This window comes from Levilactobacillus fujinensis (assembly GCF_003946335.1).
GTDB classification, from domain to species: domain Bacteria; phylum Bacillota; class Bacilli; order Lactobacillales; family Lactobacillaceae; genus Levilactobacillus; species Levilactobacillus fujinensis.
This window is the reverse complement of sequence record NZ_RHNX01000012.1, coordinates 1-19400: the sequence shown is the minus strand read 5'-3', so window position 1 is coordinate 19400 and position 19400 is coordinate 1. Positions and strand designations below refer to the sequence as shown.

Genomic DNA, 19400 nt, shown 5'->3' with positions numbered 1-19400 from the left:
GCCTAGCTATGATTAAACTTACGAATCAACCGTTTCGATGGCCGGGCTAATCGAATCAGTCCCAGCGTGAGTGCGATACTCAATGCCACCATCGCTGCGCCAAAGAAAGGCGTCATCCCCAAACCAAATTGACTGGTAACCTGACCGCCAATCCCGGAACCCATGGCAACGCCCACGTTGAACGCCGAAATATTCAGTGCAGATGCCATCGTAATGTCATTGGGCGTTTCCTTTTCTGCCAACTGCACAATGTACAATTGAAGTCCCGGAACATTCATGAAGGCAAAGAAGCCCATTACCAAAACTGTTAAGAGTCCCAGCCACTGACTATTTGCCGTCACCGTCAATACTAGTAACGTGACAAATAACCCGGTGAACATTTTGAGTAAGGCCGCCAGTGGTTTTGCATTTGCCAGCCGGCCACCGACAGTGTTACCCATCGCGACCATCAAACCGTAGACAACCAGAATAATCACCACGGCACCCGCAGACCACCCCATCTTCTGTTCCAGTAACGGAGACAGGTAGGTGTAGACGACAAACGTCCCCCCGTAGCCCAGTGCAGTTGCCAACAGTGCCAACAATAATTGCGGATTTCGCAGTACCCGAATGATTCCCATAGCCGTCGCTTTGCTTGGCAGTGGCAAATTCCGGGGAACTAAAACGTAATCGGCAATCAAGCCGATGACACCAATCAAACTAATGAAAATAAAGGACCAGCGCCAGCCACCTAGCTGACCGATCATGGTTCCCAACGGCACTCCGGTTACTGTGGCAACTGTGAGTCCGGTAAACATCACTGCAATGGCTGACGCGCGTTTCGACGGCGCCACCACGTCTGCTGCAATCACACTAGCTACCGTCATGAAGATACCATGGGCCAGCGCCGCAACCACCCGACCAGCTAGTAAAATACTGAAAACTGGTGCAAAGGCCGCGACAAGATTCCCTGCAATGAAGAGGAGCATAATTATAATCATCAACGTGTGCCGGTTGATCTGGCCAGTTAAGAGCGTCATCAACGGTGCCCCCACCATAATTCCCATGGCGTAGACCGACACCGTCAAGCCAGCTTGGGCCATACTGACGTGAAAACTTTGGATCAACAATGGCATCAACCCAACACTAATGAATTCTGTAGAACCAATGGCAAAGGCACTAACGGCCAGTGCGAGTAACGTAAAAGTTGGTGAAATAGATTTTGATTTTGTCATAATGACCTCCTCGATTTTTCGTTTGCTAACACGATAATTAATGATTATACTGGTTAGGAACTCAAGAACAAGAAGCCACTTTAAAGTGCGCTACCCACCAAAAGGTAATAATTAGACAGGAGACGGATTTATGCCCACTAAAACCTATCACATTGGCGTCGAAGCCACGATGGAAATCATCGGTGGCAAATGGAAATCGATTATTTTATGTCATCTCCGGCATCACACTATGCGAACCGGTGAATTGGCTCGCGCCATCCCGCAGATTTCACAAAAGATGCTGACCCAACAGCTTCGTGAACTGGAGGCCGCTAACATTGTGTCCCGTCACGTCTACAAACAAGTCCCCCCGCGTGTTGACTACTCATTGACCGACTATGGCGAGTCGCTGTCTGGTATTCTCCATGAGCTCTGCGTCTGGGGCGAGGACAACATTGACCGACGCCAGGCGGCAGGCGAAGAGATCAGCTTGATGAGTCGAGACGACGTTTAATCCGCGGCAGATATTTCCTTTTCGTATAGCTCGGTTGGCGGTATTCCTCCATGGCAAGTCGAATCGCTGGTAGCTGGCTGGTGATTATTACCACTAGTTTGGCTGTGATCTTTTCATTGACGCAAGCACCTGTGGATATAGCTTTTAAATTTCTAGTTTCAGCCATTAAACGTTACCATACCAAGGCAAGTTGATACTGCCCAGTTTTAGAATCCAAAAAAGTATCACCCGACAGAAATTTCCTGTTGGATGATACTTTTTAGATTGGTGCTAGCCTGCTAGCGAGTCTGGGACAAAACTCCAGACGCCTTTAGTATCTCCGAATATACATTGCTGAAACGTGGGACAAAAGGTAGCTGACTCCGCTTAAAACTGCTAACTGAGGTTGAAAGTTAAACTACTCGTGTTACTTTGCGACAGTAAGAACCGTCACCGCTAAACTAGTTGAAATGGTCGCACTCCAATTGCCAGAAATTCTCTATCATCTAGTCCCACGTCGTAATATCACTACCGCTTAGCTAGCTTTTTTTGGTCGTCCTCTTTTCCCGTTCCCGAGTCCAAATATCATTAATTAAACTGGCCAGACTGATCTGCACCATTTTCGCTTCCGCTGCACGCTGAACGTCGTCATAGGCCCCACGCAATGTTGCTTGAATGTTGCCACCCACGATGCACTTGGGGTTCGTCTTGTCATCAACGTGCAGCAGCTTACCATCTTCCTCCACCGCATGATACACATCCAGTAGGGAAATCGTATCTGGATCACGGGCCAGGCGGGGCGTTGCAGTTCCCTGCTGTGTCGTCAACAAACCTGCCCGTCGAAGAGCCACCATCAATCGCCGAACCAATGCAGGGTTAGACTCCACGCTGGCTGCAATGGCCACACTGGAAAGGTCACTCTCATGATAAATATCGATATAGGCCAAAATATGAACTGCATCACTCAACCGATGCGAATACCGCACGTCAATTTCCCCTTTTAATTGGAGCCATGACAATTATCACGGCCCAAAACCTGTTTGCTAAACCACCTACGTAGAAAACAACTGGTTCCATCACACGCCCATTTGATTACTAGGAACAGTATACCCGATTAGGACTCCCGTGCAAGTTCGGCCGCCAAGAAATCCGGTAATGACTGTGCAGGTTGTCCCATAATCTGACGAAAATCGTCCGTCACGGTCGCCAGCAAGCCTTGTGCCCCACCGGCATACATCGAGGCCAACATGTGACCTTCGTGCCCCTGATCATACATGTCACCAAACTGGTTTAACGTTACCGGTGCGTATCCAATCGGTCGACCAGAAACGTCACTTAGCACCCTTGCTAGCGCTGGCATCGTATACGACCGTTCTTGGGTTAACGTGTACATATTTCGCGTCCACAGCATTGGTGTAACCGCTACTTGAGCAAATGCTGCCGCACTTTCCTCTAGACTGATAAAGCTCAACGATGCATCCCCCAATGGATAGATCACGTTACGACGTTCGATCAATTCTGGCAAATAGGGCACCAACGGGTCAGCGTACAACGCATTTCGCAAAATAGTATAGGACAGATTAGACGCTGCCAACCGCCGTGGAACATAGCCGTAGAAGGCAGAGAGATCGAATGGATTCGTTGCTTGATCGGCAATAAAACCCATTACGATCACATGTTTGACCCCTGCCACTTCAGCCGCACCAACCACATGCTCAAACTCCGTTACCCGGCTAAAGCTGTCATGGCTCTTACTGGGCACATAAATAGCAACGTCAGCAGCCTTCAAAACGGTCGCAATGCTGGTTTGGTCGCGGTAGTCTAAGGGCAGTACACGCATGCCTTGCCGACGGAATGCTGTTGCCTTTGCAGGCGTGTGAACCCCCAGTGTAAGCGAGGTTGTGCTGACGCGCTTGGCTAACTGCTTAACGATTTGTTGGCCTAAATGGCCCGTGGCACCCGTAACAACAATTTTCATATTAGAACCCCTCCATCAGATGTTACTTTATATATTACATCTAGTCTCTCAAATGTCAAAGATTGTGGTTCACTGCCAGCATATTTAGCGCTTTCCGTTATAAGAAAGATTATAATAAGGGTTAGAAACATGATGTGGTATGGTAAATGTTTTCCAATTTACTGTAGACCGATTCATTGGTCCTAACACATTACCCTAAAATTTATTTTGATAAGGAGTGAGTAACGTGGCTCAACAATTACCAGGTAAAGTAGCGATTATCACAGGTGCCGGGTCCGGTATGGGCCGATCTATGGCTGAATTATTTGCCAAGGAGGGTGCCAAGATCGTCGCGGCAGACATTAATGAAGACAGATTAAATGAAGTCGTTGCTGCCATTAAGGATGCTGGTGGTGAAGCGGTTGCCAGCATCACCAACGTCACTAAGGAAGCCGATGTCGTGGCTATGGTTCAAGCGGCGGTCACTAATTTTGGTCACCTCGACATCTTAGTTAATAACGCCGGTATCATGGACAACATGGCACCCGTGGGAACCTTGACCAATGAACTTTGGGACAAGGTCATGACGGTCAACACGACCAGCGTGATGTTGGCCACGCGAGAAGCGCTGAAGCTATTCACTAAGCAAAAATCAGGTGTCATTTTAAACATTGCTTCCGTTGGTGGCTTGGGTGGTGGCCGTGCCGGTGCTGCCTACACCGCTTCGAAACATGCGGTGGTCGGTCTCACAAAGAACACGGCTTACATGTATGAGAACGCTGGCATTCGAACCAATGCCATTGCTCCCGGCGGTATCAAGACCAACATCACCGAGTCTATGACTGGTGTTGACAAGCAAGGTATGGAACGGCAGAGCGTCGGTATGCCGCTATCACCAAAACCCGGGACCGGTGATGAAATTGCGCAAACTGCCCTCTTCCTATGTTCCGACGCCTCCAGCTACGTGAATGGCACCATTGTTCCCGTTGACGGCGGTTGGACCAGTTACTAGATCGTTGGCATTTCAACCAAAAATCAGCTTCAGCCTTTTAATTCTAAAAGGTCGTGGTAACTATCTGTGCTCTCCATACAAGGGAGTGCACACCCAGTTACCACGACCTTTTTAGTTTCTCTTACCCAAGATGATTGATGGGCCATTGCGGTTGGCTGCCGCCAAGGACGCGAACGACCTCGCTGGCCGCGTCCCGTGCCATTCGTGACCGCGATTCAAATGTGTTCGAGGCGATATGCGGTGTGAGCAACAGGTTGTCCAGCTGATAGAGCTCACTCGTCATCGGTAACGGCTCCTCATCGTAAACGTCTAGAGCCGCCTGACTAATTTCACCAGACCGCAACGCCTTGATCAGCGCCGAATGATCGACTAGAGCGCCACGGCCAAGATTGATCAGGACGCCACTTTTTTTCATTAAGGCAAATTCGCGGGCTCCAATCCCCCGTTTATTCTCCGGCGTGACCGCCATATGTAGTGTTACAATGTCGGCTTCCCTCAGTAAGGTCTCCCTATCGACCAACGTCCCAACCGTCGTTGCTTTAGCAAACGGGTCGTAGATCAACACATCCATGTCCAATGCGGCCGCCTTTTTAGCAACCATTTGACCAATTCGACCGTTTCCCATGATGCCTAACTTTTTCCCGCTCAGATCAAATCCCATGTGATTACTTCGATAAGCAAAGTTACCGTTTCGCATCTGAATAGAGGACCGGGTCACATTCTTGGACACATCGAGGATTACAGCCAACGTTGTCTCAGCAACGGTTGATGCATTTGCATTGGGCGTAATTGTTGCCCAGATACCGTGTTGCTCAAGCCACAGTGGATCAATATTATCGTATCCAACACCATGACGCGCAATAATTTTTAAGTTCGGCAATTGTAACGCTGCTACAGTATTAAATGGATTTGCCAGCAGAATCAAAGCATCCACTTGCGGTGCCTGTTCGATAATATCAGCCGCCTTTAGGCTGGTCAGTTCGACTGTTTCTAATCCGTGATCCACCAAATAATCCTTTCCCGCCTGTGCTAAACTCTGTGGGATTCCAACTACTCCGTTCATGTAACCGCCTCCATTATTGTTACCTTTAGCCTACCGCAGGCCCTAACAGGCAACAACTAACACGAAAACGAAATCTAGAATCGTAAATAGGGCAGCTGCACTGTGCAATCAGAGCCGGAACCGGTCAGGGATGTAGCTAGCCGCGTCGCCAATTTTAGACGGGGTTCTTTTCCAATTTATATCGTAGGACGACCCGGGTGACGCCTGAACTTGACGGCTTCCAGGTGAGCCGGAAACCCGCTCTTTAATTGGCGACGTTCCCCTCCAACAAGCGAAATCCTGGCAGCCGGAGTGTGCCCGGTTCAACCCATTCCGTAATGCCAATTCTCACGCCTGCAAGCGTAACGCAAACATTTTGGCTTTCAACCTTCAGTTTGACAGAATAAAGGCGTAGAACACTATCACACGCCGATAATGTCTACGCCTTTATTTTGTCAGAAAAATTTATTTCTCAAGATTGAACGAAATTGTTAGCTAAGATACCCTGACTAGCTTGTTAACAATGCGCGCTTCATCTATAAATGCTGTGCAACTGAGACTCATTACCCCTAACCATTTAGGATGCTGACTGGAACGTCGTCACCCGATAAAGCTAATTTCTCAGTCTACACCCTTTACTTTAATAGTGATTAAGTTCGCTGATTTTAGCTAGGAGGTCGTTAAATCCCAGTTTAGATAACGTCACACCCGCCGCGTCACTGGCTGCAAACGACTGATCTTCCAAATGGTTAAAATCATCCACTAAGTACTTTGCCATCAAGAACACCGTCAAGCGTTCCTTGAGCTGGGCTTCATAGTCAACCGACTCGCGAAAGTGAATGGTGCTTAATGCCTGATAGGCAAAAGTATCCGGATCAATTTGCGTTTTCTGTTCTTCGGCCATGACGATCAGTCCTTTGCGACATGATTAACGGGCCACTGCGGTTGCTTCCCATCCAGGACCCGGACTACTTCACTGGCAGCATCGACCGCCATCCGTGACATACATTCCGTGGTGTTTGAAGCAATGTGGGGGGTGAGTAAAACATTGTTGAGACTGTAAAATTCACTGGTCAGTGGGAGGGGTTCCTCATCAAAAACGTCTAAGGCGGCGCCACCAATTTCACCAGTCTTCAGTGCTGCCAATAAGGCTGGTTGGTCGACTAACGCCCCACGGCCCAAGTTGATCAAAACGGCGGTCGATTTCATAGCAGCGAATTCTTGCTTCCCAATACCATTCGTGTTCTCAGGGGTCACTGCCATGTGCAATGTAATCACGTCGGCTTCCTTAAATAACGTTTCCCGATCAACCAACGTCCCAACATCAGTCTGTTTCACAAAGGGGTCGTAGATCAAAATGTCCATTCCCAGTCCGCTGACCTTTTGGGCTAACATGCGACCAATGCGGCCAAAGCCCATAATACCAAGCTTCTTACCACCCAGATCAAATCCCATGTGTTGACTCTTGTAGCCGAATTCGCCACGACGCATATGACTAGAAATAGCCGTCAAATTCTTCGAAAGATCCAGCATTTCTGCCAGGGTCGTTTCCGCAACGGTTGATGCGTTGGCGTTTGGCGTAATCGTCACCCACACACCGGCTTTTTCCATGGCAGCCGGATCAACGTTATCGTAACCAACCCCATGACGCGCAATTACCTTTAAGTTCGGCATTTTTTGGGCTGTCTCTACGCGAAACGGATCCATCATTAAAACGATTCCGTCGGCATTCGGCGCTTGAGCTAAAATATTTTCTTCGTGTAGGTCAGCTAACTCGATAGTTTCCAGCCCATGATCTTTCAAATAATCCTTGCCCGCCTGCGAGAGACCCTTAGGAATAACAACTGTTTGACTCATAATGAATTCCTCCATTCATTTCTATTTCTTTAACGTAGTAAGTAACCCCCATCGACCGGAATCGTGATCCCGGTGATGTAGTTGGACGCTGCGCTAGCCAAGAAGACCACTGTCCCCATGAGTTCCGCTGGATTAGCCCAGTGGCCAGCTGGAATGTGCGCCAATATTTCCGTGTTCCGGCCCGCGTCATTTTGTAACGCCTTGGTCATTGGTGTATCGATATATCCCGGTGCAATGGCGTTGACTTGAATATTATCCGTTGCCAGTGCATCCGCGTAAGCCTTGGTCAACCCTACGACACCATGCTTGCTGGCAGTATAGGGGAAAATAAACTTTCCGGCCCGAAATGATTGCATTGAACCAATGTTGATAATTTTTCCACCACCCTGCTTAGCCATCTGTAATGCCACCGCATGGGAAATAAAGTAGACCGCGTTTAAATTAATTTCGATAACCTTACGCCAGTTTTCGTCCTTAAAGTCCTGCCACTTTTCTCGTAATTGAATACCGGCATTATTGACCAGAATGTCAATGCGGTTGAAAGCCGCTAGTGCCGCAGTCACAATCTTTTGGGGCGCATCCGCTGCGGTAACATCCATTTTCAAGAAGGCGACTTGGCCGTTATTTTCGGCGGCAAACGCTTTTGTTTCGTCCCAGCCACGGTCATCGTAACTGACAATAAACACTGATGCACCAGACCGCAACATGGCCTTGGTATAGTAGGAACCTAAGCCGGAAGCCCCACCCGTAATAATGGCAACCTTTCCGTCTAATCGAAATTTAGTGGTATCAAAATCTAGTTTTTCCATAATAACTACTCCTTCGTTACTTATTCGTGAATAATGTTGTCATGTCCCCCTGCAGCTCACTCGCGTTAGCCGGATACTCTAAGGCCACAGGGATCGTTGAACTGAATTTTTCAAGTAATGTCTGCCAGTCTAAGTCCCCCTTGGTAAATGAGACCGTGACTGGTTTTTTAGACTGTAAAACGTAGCTCTTCAAATGAACGAACCGGGTATCCTTGACTAAGGCCGTTGTGGTAACCAAGGCATCCTGACCCGTAAAGATCCAATTGCCTAAATCATTCACAAAACCCACCCGTCGTTCGTACTGATCGAACAGATCAAAGAACGCGGTCAACTTTTGAACATTACTGTTCTCCTTGGTCTGATCATTTTCAATATTCAACTCCACGTTATCCGGTAATAAACGTAAGAGTTCCGGAATTTGATCGGTGGACTGCTTGCTATCAAAATCTCCCAGCGTCATCTTAATATAGCTAGCACCTAACTGTTGTGCCTCGCTGACATATTGCAGTAAGTTGATATTTAGCTGATGATCAACAAAGAGATTATCTGGTACAGAGTAAAAGTAAACTAAACGATTGGCTAACCGTAACTGGTTCAACCGCTGTAATTCTCCCAAGCCCTGTGCGGTGTACTCCCGGCGTAACTCAATGTTGCGAACGCCAGTTGCCAATAGATCCGTTACAATTTTTAACTGTGATTTTCCTTGTTGCTGTTGTGCCTGTGAAACCAATGTATTTAAAACTAACCGATTACGATCAAACATGCGGACCACTCCTTCAAAACGACTTTTTTACGTCAAGAATGGGTAAACGTTTTCCCAAGGCATATACTATTACAAATCTGGATAATGTCAATAGAAAAGGCGATTTTTATTTATGTTTGACATTGAGCAAGATTCATGGTTTAATATAAGCGTTTTCAAAAGGTAAACGTTTTCCCAAAACTTACACTTAGAAAACTCGAAACGAGGCGTTAGCTCATGGCCAACACAATTATTGGAATTCTACTCATCTTCACCTTTATTGGCTTCATTGTTTTTGTGATGCGGGGCGGGAACATCATGCTCGGCTTCCTAGTAATGGCGATTCTTTGGACCGTCATTGGTGGCATTCCCTATAAGGTTGCGATTAACGATATTTTCTCTCAACCGGCACTGGATTATGGATCCACCATTATGGTTATTGTTTTTGGTTCCTGGTTTGGCCGCGTACTAGTCGATACTGGTATTGCTGGAGAAATCAGCGAACAGACCGTTAAGATCAGTTACAAACGCCCCATTCTCGCAACTATTTTGATCTGCTTTGTGACGTCATTCATTTTCACCAGTTCCTATGGTGTTGGTGCTGTGATCGCTATCGCCGTCATTTTGTTGCCAATTCTTCAATCTCTAGGCCTCTCAAAAAACGTTGCTGTTGTGGCGTTCGTTATGTCTATTGGGGCTCCTATGTACGTCAATATTGTGATTATTAAGCAACTTCAATTGTTCTTCCCCAAGGTCGTCTACGGGCCAAAGTATCTCGTTTACGGTTTCACAGCCATGGCCGTTCAAATGCTAGTCGTTGTTCTCTTAGTTCTGCTTCACGCGAAGTCTATTCATAAGAACGAAGAAGCCCCTACACAAGAAGCCGCAGCCGAAGTAGACCGGCCCCGAATTCCCAAGATTGCCTACGTTCTGCCTATCTTTCCAGTCTTTATGAATCTGGCCTTCAAATGGCAACCGATTCCAGCCCTGATGATCTCTATCTTCTTAGTCTTACTCATCACGGGACACCTCAAGAGCTACAGTGGCGCCTTGAAAATTATCAATGATACCATTCAAAAAGCTGTTTCTGATATCTCTGGGCTGATTGTCATGTTACTATTCTTGACTATGTTCAGTGCCGCAGCCGTTAAAAACACGGCTCGGTTCAGCAACATTTTGCAGGCCATCGTCCCCCACAGTCCCATGGTCCTTGCCATTGCTTTTGGGATATTAGCACCACTAGCTCTTTTCCGAGGCCCACTCATGGTCTGGGGCGCTGGTTCCGCAACGGCTGCCGTACTTGCAGCGACTGGCTTCTTCAATCAGTACTTCGCCTTCGCAGCTATTCTGGTTCCTGGTGTCTCCATCGCCATTTCAACCTGCATCACCCAGTCCTGGAACCTTTGGGTCGTCGAACACGTCAAACTCGATGTTAAGAAATTTCTAATGACCGGCGTGCCCTACGGTTGGCTGGCTAGTATCATTAACCTCCTCTTAGCTGCCGTAATGTTTAACTAATACTCACTTTGAAAGAAGCGCTCACCATGAAAATTATTGTTGGCACGTACACCCAAGGAATCTATCAGACCCATTTGACAGCTACCGGACTGACCCCGCCCACCTTATTAGCCGATACCCCACAACCCACTTACCTGAATTATTCTCGCAGTGGTTTCTTATTTTCGGCAAATCAAGCTGGCAAGGTCGGTGGTATCTCAGTTTTTAAGCTCACCGAGGATCAGCTCATCCCCTGCGATGACTACCTTTCTTTTGCACCGGCACCGGTCCACCTTAACGTGGATGATACCCATCATTTGCTTTTCGCCAGTAATTATAATGGCGGCTATACTGATATCTATAACTTTACAACGACGGGGCAGCTGCAACGGCTGGATTCCTTTCTAAATGTTGGTCAAGGACCCCGACCGCAGCAAAATACGTCTCACGTGCACTTTACTTGCTTAACCCCCGATGGCCGCTTGCTGGTCTTGGACTTAGGAACAGATAGCCTCTTTACTTTCACTATCAATGACCGTGGCCAACTTCAAGACCTCGTTGCGACATTCCACTTTCGAGCAGGATTCGGCCCCCGGCACCTCCGCTTTGATCCCGCGCAACACTGTGTCTACGTGTTAGGTGAACTAGCGAGCACCGTTGCCGTTCTGAACTATGACGCGGTTACTGGCACTTTTCACCAAACGCAACTCATCTCTACTATCCCAATTGATTGGAATGGTCAAACCGGTGGTGGTGCTATTTATCTCGCACATAACGGTCATTATCTCTACGTTTCAAATCGCGGGCACAATTCAATTATGGTCTATCGCATCGCCGGCGATTCCACGCACCGTCACTTAACAGCCATCCAAAACGTTTCAAGTCAGGGCGACTTTCCCCGCGACTTCTGTCTAAGTCCTAACGATGATTTTCTCATCGTCGGGAATCAAAAAACAAATCTATTATCAATTTTTTCAGTTGATGCGGTAACTGGCAAGTTGACGCCATCGCTTAATTCAGTGCAGGTACCCGAACCGGTTTGCGTCAAACTTATTCCAGATTAACACCGTAACAACGCTGAACTCCTATGGCCGATACCGCCATACTGGACTCGGCGTTTTTCAATTCGTCCCATTCAGCTAATGTAAGGTATAATCAGTATTGAAGACTTAATCATGGGAGAATGTGACTGAATGAAAAATAAACCAACCACTATTAAAGACGTCGCAAAAATTGCCGGCGTCTCCATCGCAACCGTCTCCCGTTTTCTTAATGGGCACTACGGTAAAATGTCCGCAACCACCCGCCAAACTATTGAACGGGTCATTCGCGAGAATAACTACCACGTCAATACGCAGGCAAAATCTCTAATTCAAAAGCGCACTTATCTTATTGGTATGGTCGTTGCCGACATTGAAAACATTTTTTCATCTATCCTCTTCAAGGGGGCCGACACAATCCTTGAGAACGAGAACTATCAGATCCTGCTCATGAATTCCGATAACTCACTCGAACGGGAGCGAACCGAGATTGAGCGCCTGCTTAGTTTGCAGGTCGACGGTATTATTCTCCAACCGATGAGTCAAGCATCGACCGACTACCAATTCCTCAAGGAGAGCAATACGCCCACCGTTATTGTTGACCGGAAGCTTGAACCTCAGATTTGGACAGAAGTCACGACTGATAACTACGCCTATTCTAAAATGATCAGTGAATATATTTCGCGTTTAGGCTACCAGCGGCTTGCCGTCATTAGCGAAAATATTCAAGATAATTCCGCTCGGTTTGACCGTTTTCAAGCAACTAAAGATGTTTGTCGAAAAAAAGACCTAGATCTACAACTGATTGAAATTAACAAGCAGACCACCAACGCCGAAATTTACGCTGAAATCATGCGCGTTAGTGAAGACTTAGACGTTAAAACGGCCTTCTATGTTCTTAAAGGAACCCTCTTAATGCAGGTCGTTCGCACCCTATCTCAATATCACATTGCTTATCCAGATCAAGTCGGCTTGGCCGCGTTTGACGATTGGGATTGGTCCACACTGGTTCAACCACAAATTACAACCATCCAGCAGAACCCCCAAGATCTCGGCCAAACCGCTGCGGAGATACTGCTAAAGATATTTGCAAATGCCAGCCTGCCAATACAGTCGTTGATCGTTCCCAGTAACTTTCAGATCAAGCAATCACTGATAGATTAATTCCAGCAAGGACCCAAAAGCGGTTGACTGGCGAGCATTAAGCAGAATCGACCGTCTTTTGGCGTTTGCTTCAACAATACAGGTTTGGAGATACTAAAGACGTCTGGGGGAGTGCCCCAAACGCCTTTTTTGGTGACATTTTCTTTTCAAGTTTACGCTTCGACTAAACCCTATTTCACGCCTAAATCAACCCCACCATCCACATGGAGAACTTGCCCGGTCACAAACTCATTTTGCATCAGGTACAAGTAAGCTGCAGCCACCTCTTCCTTAGTGGCGATACGTTTCAGCGGCACGCCTTGGGCAAAGTCGGCCGCTTGCTGGGCAACTTGGTCAGCAGTCAACTCACGCCACAATCCGGTTGGTGTCCAAGTTGGTGCGACAGCATTAACCCGCCAGTCGGGTGCCATTTCTACGGCCAGTCCGGCCACCATCGTATTGATGGCCTGGTTGCCGATAATGGCGCCGGACGCATCGTGGGGATGCCCGCCGGCACCAGACGTAAAAATCAACGATCCGTGCTCATTTAAATGCTTCGCCGAAAGTTGGGCCAATTGGAGATTCGCAAAGAACTTGTCTTCAATGGCCTGCCGAATGGTCGCCACTGAATTGTCCAAAAAACCGCCACCCATCGCGCCACCGAGAAATGACAGGATGTGGTCAAAATCCGAATTCGCAGCAAAAAATGATTTTAACTGCTGTACGTTCTGGGCATCCAACGCCGTCCCCGCTACCACTGCACCATCTGCTTTTAGGCCAGCCACAGCCTGATCAACATGGGCTTGACTGTGACCAATGACATGGACATGGGCCCCCATCGCTACTGCCTGGCCAGCCACAGTTTGACCAAATCCGGATGTACCGCCAACAATCAAGATTCGCTTATCTTCTAATTCCATAAGTTATCCCTCCTAAGACTCTTTAAGCCCCATCATACAACAGGATCTCGTCAAGACGAAGCATCCCATCACCCACTTGAAATTGACGCTTCTTGCCATAAACAGTACACTAGTCAACATGATTACGCGTTAAGGAGACGATGACATTAATGGAATGGTTAGTCTTAATAATTACTGGTTTCTTAGTTGGTATCCTGGTTATTTCAACGGGTGGTGGCGGTGCCGCAATCTATCTGGGCCTGTTGACATCCGTATTCAACCTTACTCCCGCTGTTGCGGCCGCAACCTCACTGGCGACGGCCTTTCCGTCGCTTGTCGTCGGGGCATACGGTCATTACCGTACCGGTCAGATTCATTTTAAAGTTGGCAACCAGATGTTGATTGCGGCGGTCCCGGCAACCATTGTGGGTGCCCTGCTCGCACCATATATTCCCACTACCATCTACACCTGGATTGTCGCCATCATCCTGACCGCACTGGGTATTCAGATCCTCTATAAGCGCTTCTTCGTCACTCAGAATAAGCCCGCACAGCACCAGTCTATTCAGGCCGTTCTCTACGGAATCCTAAGTGGTCTCATGGTTGGTATTGCCGGTCTCAGCGGTGGTGGTCCCATCATTGCTGGGCTCCTCGTTTTAGGCTTAGACATGATTCCAGCCGCGGCGACCTCCGCCTACGTCTTAGTCGGCAACACCTTCGTCGGCCTACTCTTCCACCTTTCCGCGCATAGTATCGACTGGTCGATTGGTCTCAGCCTGATGATTGGCGCCATGGTAGGTGCTTTCTGTGCACCCCGGCTGCTTGCCCACATTGATCCGGAAAAGCTGAACACTTATGTGAAACCATTTATGGGCGTTCTGCTGGTGGTTATGGGTTTGAAAATGATTCTCTAGAAAAAGTCTGAAAGTTAAAATGTTCACGTTACTCTTGCGAACGTGCAACCAGGAATTCCGCTTGCTGTGGGAGACGCCTTCAACCAAGGGACGGACTTTCGGCTCGGCTAGCTGCATCCCTGGCCGCTTCCGGCTCTGACTGTGCACGCCAGTTTCAATCACCGAATCCCAAGTGGCTGCTAAGGTCTAAACATAACCCAACAGCGTTTCTAGCGGCATGTTCCATGTTGCCTTAGATCAACTTCTAAGCCGAGAGGTCCACAGATATGGGCTCAGGCGCGTCGTTCTACTAAGTCGGTAGGTGATTTCCCACTGACTTAGTAGAAAACCAAGCTTGGAGATTTGGCATTTTCGAGGCTTCAAGTTACGTTCGCTCCGTTCCAGTCCCTATCTGCCGGCTGGTAAGGCGATGCCTGGCCTAAGTTGCCCAATTTTAATCTCAGTATCGTTGTGACAGTAGTCATAAGTGGTGCTTTAAAGCTTTCAGCCTTTAGATTCTAGTAAAAAACAAGCGTTGCGCTAACTCCCTAGTGGGTTAGCGTAACGCTTGTTTGATTCATGCCTACAGTCGCTTGAATTTAAAATATAAATTAATCTTGACGCTTCTTGCGGTAGACGAACGTGCTCCCTAACCCGCCGGCCAACAACAGACCCAGTGCCTGTAGCCATCCTTGGTGCGCTTCACCGGTCTGTGGTAAGCCAGTCGATAAGCCCATGTCCTTCAGAAGCTGTGCTCGAATAGCCTGCAGCTTCGCAACCAACACCGCATCATGTTCAGCCTGTGCCTTCGCAATCGCTGCGTCAATTCTATTCAAGAGAGCTTCACCATCCGTAGTTGCATCGGGATTTTCGGCCTTTTCTTCAGCTTCAAAGTCGACTACTTCGTCTTCCAGTTCGCTTAAGAGCTCCTCTTCATCCGGACCTTCGTGCTCGTAATTGCCGTTCTCGTCAACATCTGGTTCCTCGGTGTTTGGCAGTTCGGTATTGGGCTCTTCAGTACCAGGCTTCTCAGTATTTGGTAACTCAACATCTGGCTTGTCGATATTGGGCTTGTCAGGTTCTTCGATATTCGGCAACTCGACGTCTGGTTTGTCAATGTTTGGCTTGTCAGGCGCTTCCGGTTCCTCAATGTTTGGTAACTCAACGTTTGGCAGTTCAATGTTTGGCAAATCGAAGTCGTCTTCTTCGTCGTTGTTATCTTGCAAATCCCAACGGTGAGTTTCGGCGTTGACAACGACCTTGTCCGCAACGATGTTGCCATCAATGTTCTGATTTGCAACAATTTCAGCGGATGGCGCTAATAGACTCCCTTGGAATGGCCGGTCAACATAGATCGTGCCACCGTACTGTTTGTCGCTAGCCGTGCTATCGTAGAAGTTCCACAGCAAATGGTTGTCCCCGAAGTGTTCGGTTTCCTGATTATTTCGGTCACTCCCATCACTGTAGACCAGCTTGATTTGAGAGTTAATGTAGTAGTCCGCTTGACCACCCGTATCCACGTTAATAATAACGGTATTCCCATCGGCATCTGGTGATAAACCAGAAATTGTCAACGGCGTGTCCCCGGTCAGAACGTCTGGGCTCAAGTTGATCACAATGTGGCCGTTGGCATCCGGTGTCATGTCACTCACATCGATGACCCGATTATTGCGGTCATCGAAATCGGCGCTACTATAAGTGGCATTACTGTTAGCCGTCGTCAGCTGTTCGTTAAGGGCCTTAAGTTTTGCAAATTCTGCATCGAAGTCAATATACGTTTGCCCGTTTTGGTCTTGGTAAACTTCGGAAGCTACCAAATGGTCAATGTTGGCGCCGTTAACCTTGGGCCGGTTCGGATTGCTTAAGTCGATTTCGATACCTTCACCAAAGATAACCTTATTTTCCCGGGTATCCCCTGCGGAAACGAATGAGCTATTGGCAATATTGACGATGTTCTGTATGTAAGAAATATCTTTATCAAGCAGTTCTTCAACAATGCCAGTGCCGAAATTAACGTTCCCGGTCAGGTTCTGAACGGCTAAATTCCCGTTGGTATGGGCATTCAGTTCGGCATCTCGCGCAAAGATATGAAAGACGGAGGAGACGCCAAGGACGTTATTTAAGTCAGGAAAATCATCGTAAACGTCCCCACCAGACTGAACACCGCTCTCAGCGTATGGCTCTAGCGCCGTTGTGACGGTCGTGGTATCTTCGAGGTTCTTAAAGATATCGTTGAAGTCTTGGTCGTCAGCAGCGTTAGTATCAGTCGTCACAGCCGTACTGTCATCAGTCGTTGGCGTGGTGATTGTGGCCGTGTTATTTGGCATTGTGGCCACTGGTGATTGTACGCGGAGCAAATTTGCTGGTGAGTAGACCCGCCGTGCGTGGTCCCCAACCGTCTTTGCTGACGCCTTAGTATCGCTGCTATTAGCAGTCTTATCAGTCGTGCTCGTCTGATTAGTAGCATCCGTATCGGTCTTAGCCGCATCTGACCCGGTTGTCGTATCGGCGGAACTCGTTGTGGTATTGGCATTTGACCCTTTTGTAACCTCACCGTTTCCATCGTTGCTGGAGTCACTGGCCGACGTTACGCGACTACTCGTCTGGCTGACATTCACACTAGCCGACTGTTCTGAGCTGCTGTTTGATTCGCTACTGTTGCCAGATGACGAGGCACTCAAGCTCGTTGCTGGTGTGCTACTACTACTGCTGCTACTGTTGTTGGTATCGGCACGTGCCGTGACGGTGGCACCACCTAATGCCAACACAATAGCGCAGGCGAACACCCACTTACGACCATCCTTGTACATCTTAAAATGTGTCCGTTTTGTTTCCATATTGAATCAATCCCTACCTTTCTGACAAAAATTCCCCCTTTTCTATTTTCGTACTACTAGTGCTAATAATCAATATCAACAACGAAATTATTTTAAAAACAAACTACTTATGCTATGATACTTTATTCTTTGTAAAGTTTTGCACAATCGTGGTAAAAATTATAAATAGCCGTTGAAATCTTCAATTCTCACGGCCTTCTCCCTCGGTTATATTATAAGTGTGTTACGTGGTTATAGTTTTGTAAGCGCTAACATTGCTTTGATGCTGGCCCTAATCTATCATCATTAGGGCAACGGTTACTGTAAGAATAATAGTATTTGCTTGCCACTAATACGATAACTACTAAAAAATACATTTGGAGGTCATAATATGAAAGGTTCAACGAAGCTTCAGCCCCAAGATGTCATTGCACCCATCGACCGACGACTTTACGGATCATTTATCGAACAACTTGGCCGCGCCGTTTACACTGGTGTCTACCAACCCGGTCATCCCGCCGCTGACGAAGAAGGCTTTCGGACTGACGTGATCGAAGCAGTCAAGGAACTCAACGTCCCACTGATTCGCTATCCCGGCGGAAACTTTCTGTCCCAGTACAGATGGGAAGATGGTATCGGTCCCAAGGATCAACGACCAGTTCGTCTAGACTTGGCTTGGCGGGAACTCGAAACCAATCAATTTGGCCTCCACGAATTTATGCACTGGGCAGATAAGGTCAATGCCGTGCCGAACATGGCCGTTAACCTTGGGACTAGAGGCATTCAGGAAGCCGCTGACCTCGTGGAATACTGCAACTTTCCTAAGGGCACCTACCTCAGCGACCTCCGCCGTAAGAACGGTGCCGAAGAGCCATTTGCCATCAAGACCTGGTGTCTGGGTAACGAAATGGATGGCCCTTGGGAAATTGGGGCGAAGACCGCTACGGAATATGCCCATCTCGCTAACGAAACGGCTAAGGCCATGCGGCGGGTCGATGATTCTCTCGAACTCGTGGCTTGTGGGAGTTCTTCCATGGACAATCCAACGTTCGGTGAATGGGAAGAAACCGTGCTGGACGAATGCTACGACAATGTAGATTACCTGTCACTGCACCGTTACTATGGCTACTACAACGACGATGACCCGACCGAACTTGACAATTTCTTAGGTAAAAACCTCGACTTGGACGCCTTCATCAAGGGCGTCGTTGCCATGTGTGATGCCGTTAAGGCTCGCAAACGCGCAACCAAGACCATCAATCTGTCCTTTGACGAATGGAACGTCTGGTACCACTCTAACGATGCCGACACCAAGGTCACCCCTTGGCAAGTTGGCCCCCATTTGTTGGAAGACGTCTACAATTTCGAAGACGCTCTGTTGGTTGGAAGTCTACTGATGACGCTGTTACGAAACGCCGACCGGGTAAAAATCGCCTGCCTGGCGCAACTCGTGAATGTTATCGCGCCAATTATGACGGACACAGACGGTGGCGTTTGGAAACAGTCTATCTTCTACCCCTTCATGCAGGTCGCCAATCACGGTCAAGGTGAGGTCCTAGTCGACCACAGCCAGTCTGCAACCTACAATTCTCGTGAGTTCAAAGATATTCCTTATCTTGACACGGTTGCCACTTACGACGCTACCAGCCAAACATTGACAGTCTTTGCTGAAAACAAACACCAGACCGACACTCTCGATTTCGACATCGACCTGACCGATTTCACGGTCGACCACTTGATCGAAGCTACCCAATTCTACGGCTACGACGTCAAAGCCGACAATCGCGATGGTAAGATGCAGCTACAGGCACTGCCAGTCAACGCTAAGGATCATACGGCTAATGTGACTTTACAACCGCTGTCCTGGAACATGCTCCGCTTCAAGGTTAAATAGTACCGTCTGCTGTGGGGCGTTTCCAACTCGGCTAAATTAGTGAAAACGGCCGCACTCCGGATGCCAGGGATTCCGCTTGCTGTGGGGAACGCTTCCAGCCAAAGGACGGGCTT

At 48.1% G+C, this 19400-nt stretch carries 18 protein-coding genes; 8 read left to right on the top strand and 10 right to left on the bottom strand.

The window, feature by feature from the left end:
• Positions 1-2: 2 nt before the first annotated feature.
• On the bottom strand, positions 3-1214 hold the full coding sequence (locus tag EKM89_RS06070) for an MFS transporter (RefSeq protein WP_125686690.1): 1212 nt from the start codon (positions 1212-1214) through the stop codon (positions 3-5).
• 130 nt (positions 1215-1344) lie between these two features.
• Between EKM89_RS06070 and EKM89_RS06065 the strand changes: the two genes are divergently transcribed.
• Both EKM89_RS06065 and EKM89_RS14055 read left to right on the top strand, forming a co-directional pair.
• Entirely contained in the window at positions 1345-1707 is a 363-nt protein-coding gene (locus EKM89_RS06065; protein ID WP_125686688.1) for a winged helix-turn-helix transcriptional regulator, read from the top strand.
• 50 nt (positions 1708-1757) lie between these two features.
• Complete coding sequence (locus EKM89_RS14055; RefSeq protein WP_164510521.1) at positions 1758-1901, top strand: hypothetical protein; 144 nt, start codon at positions 1758-1760, stop codon at positions 1899-1901.
• A gap of 324 nt (positions 1902-2225) precedes the next feature.
• Here EKM89_RS14055 and EKM89_RS06060 read toward each other — a convergent pair whose 3' ends face one another.
• Both EKM89_RS06060 and EKM89_RS06055 read right to left on the bottom strand, forming a co-directional pair.
• Positions 2226-2672, bottom strand: a complete 447-nt coding sequence (locus tag EKM89_RS06060; protein WP_125686686.1) for an Rrf2 family transcriptional regulator — start codon at positions 2670-2672, stop codon at positions 2226-2228.
• A gap of 128 nt (positions 2673-2800) precedes the next feature.
• Positions 2801-3664 (bottom strand): SDR family oxidoreductase, encoded by an 864-nt coding sequence (locus EKM89_RS06055; RefSeq protein ID WP_125686684.1) that lies wholly within the window; start codon positions 3662-3664, stop codon positions 2801-2803.
• Between the two features lie 226 nt (positions 3665-3890).
• On the opposite strand from EKM89_RS06055, the gene EKM89_RS06050 reads away from it, so the two are divergent.
• On the top strand, positions 3891-4655 hold the full coding sequence (locus tag EKM89_RS06050) for a glucose 1-dehydrogenase (RefSeq protein ID WP_125686681.1): 765 nt from the start codon (positions 3891-3893) through the stop codon (positions 4653-4655).
• 121 nt (positions 4656-4776) lie between these two features.
• Here the strand turns inward: EKM89_RS06050 and EKM89_RS06045 are convergent, their stop codons facing one another.
• From EKM89_RS06045 to EKM89_RS06025, 5 genes are all read right to left on the bottom strand, one after another.
• Positions 4777-5718, bottom strand: coding sequence for a phosphoglycerate dehydrogenase (locus EKM89_RS06045; RefSeq protein WP_125686679.1), 942 nt, complete (start codon positions 5716-5718; stop codon positions 4777-4779).
• Between the two features lie 619 nt (positions 5719-6337).
• A complete protein-coding gene (locus tag EKM89_RS06040; RefSeq protein WP_125686677.1) occupies positions 6338-6601 on the bottom strand; it encodes a hypothetical protein in 264 nt (87 codons plus the stop codon).
• 5 nt (positions 6602-6606) lie between these two features.
• Positions 6607-7554, bottom strand: a complete 948-nt coding sequence (locus tag EKM89_RS06035) for a phosphoglycerate dehydrogenase (protein WP_125686675.1) — start codon at positions 7552-7554, stop codon at positions 6607-6609.
• Positions 7555-7583: 29 nt separating this feature from the next.
• Positions 7584-8363, bottom strand: a complete 780-nt coding sequence (locus EKM89_RS06030) for an SDR family oxidoreductase (RefSeq protein ID WP_125686673.1) — start codon at positions 8361-8363, stop codon at positions 7584-7586.
• A 16-nt stretch (positions 8364-8379) separates the two neighbouring features.
• On the bottom strand, positions 8380-9126 hold the full coding sequence (locus tag EKM89_RS06025) for a TIM barrel protein (protein WP_125686671.1): 747 nt from the start codon (positions 9124-9126) through the stop codon (positions 8380-8382).
• Between the two features lie 216 nt (positions 9127-9342).
• Here EKM89_RS06025 and EKM89_RS06020 point away from each other — a divergent pair, with 216 nt between their 5' ends.
• The 3 genes from EKM89_RS06020 (at position 9343) to EKM89_RS06010 (ending at position 12806) form a co-directional block, all read left to right on the top strand.
• Positions 9343-10623, top strand: coding sequence for a gluconate:proton symporter (locus tag EKM89_RS06020; protein WP_125686669.1), 1281 nt, complete (start codon positions 9343-9345; stop codon positions 10621-10623).
• Positions 10624-10649: 26 nt separating this feature from the next.
• Positions 10650-11666: a lactonase family protein gene (locus EKM89_RS06015; RefSeq protein ID WP_125686665.1), complete on the top strand. Its 1017-nt coding sequence runs from the start codon at positions 10650-10652 to the stop codon at positions 11664-11666.
• A 129-nt stretch (positions 11667-11795) separates the two neighbouring features.
• Positions 11796-12806, top strand: coding sequence for a LacI family DNA-binding transcriptional regulator (locus EKM89_RS06010; RefSeq protein ID WP_125686663.1), 1011 nt, complete (start codon positions 11796-11798; stop codon positions 12804-12806).
• A gap of 170 nt (positions 12807-12976) precedes the next feature.
• On the opposite strand, the gene EKM89_RS06005 is transcribed toward EKM89_RS06010, so the two are convergent.
• Complete coding sequence (locus tag EKM89_RS06005; RefSeq protein WP_125686661.1) at positions 12977-13705, bottom strand: SDR family oxidoreductase; 729 nt, start codon at positions 13703-13705, stop codon at positions 12977-12979.
• 149 nt (positions 13706-13854) lie between these two features.
• Between EKM89_RS06005 and EKM89_RS06000 the strand changes: the two genes are divergently transcribed.
• Complete coding sequence (locus tag EKM89_RS06000; RefSeq protein ID WP_125686659.1) at positions 13855-14598, top strand: sulfite exporter TauE/SafE family protein; 744 nt, start codon at positions 13855-13857, stop codon at positions 14596-14598.
• Positions 14599-15188: 590 nt separating this feature from the next.
• Here EKM89_RS06000 and EKM89_RS05995 read toward each other — a convergent pair.
• Positions 15189-17414, bottom strand: a complete 2226-nt coding sequence (locus EKM89_RS05995; protein WP_125686657.1) for a collagen-binding domain-containing protein — start codon at positions 17412-17414, stop codon at positions 15189-15191.
• Positions 17415-17784: 370 nt separating this feature from the next.
• Here EKM89_RS05995 and arfA point away from each other — a divergent pair, with 370 nt between their 5' ends.
• A complete protein-coding gene (arfA, locus tag EKM89_RS05990) occupies positions 17785-19287 on the top strand; it encodes an arabinosylfuranosidase ArfA (protein ID WP_125686655.1) in 1503 nt (500 codons plus the stop codon).
• Positions 19288-19400 lie beyond the last annotated feature (113 nt).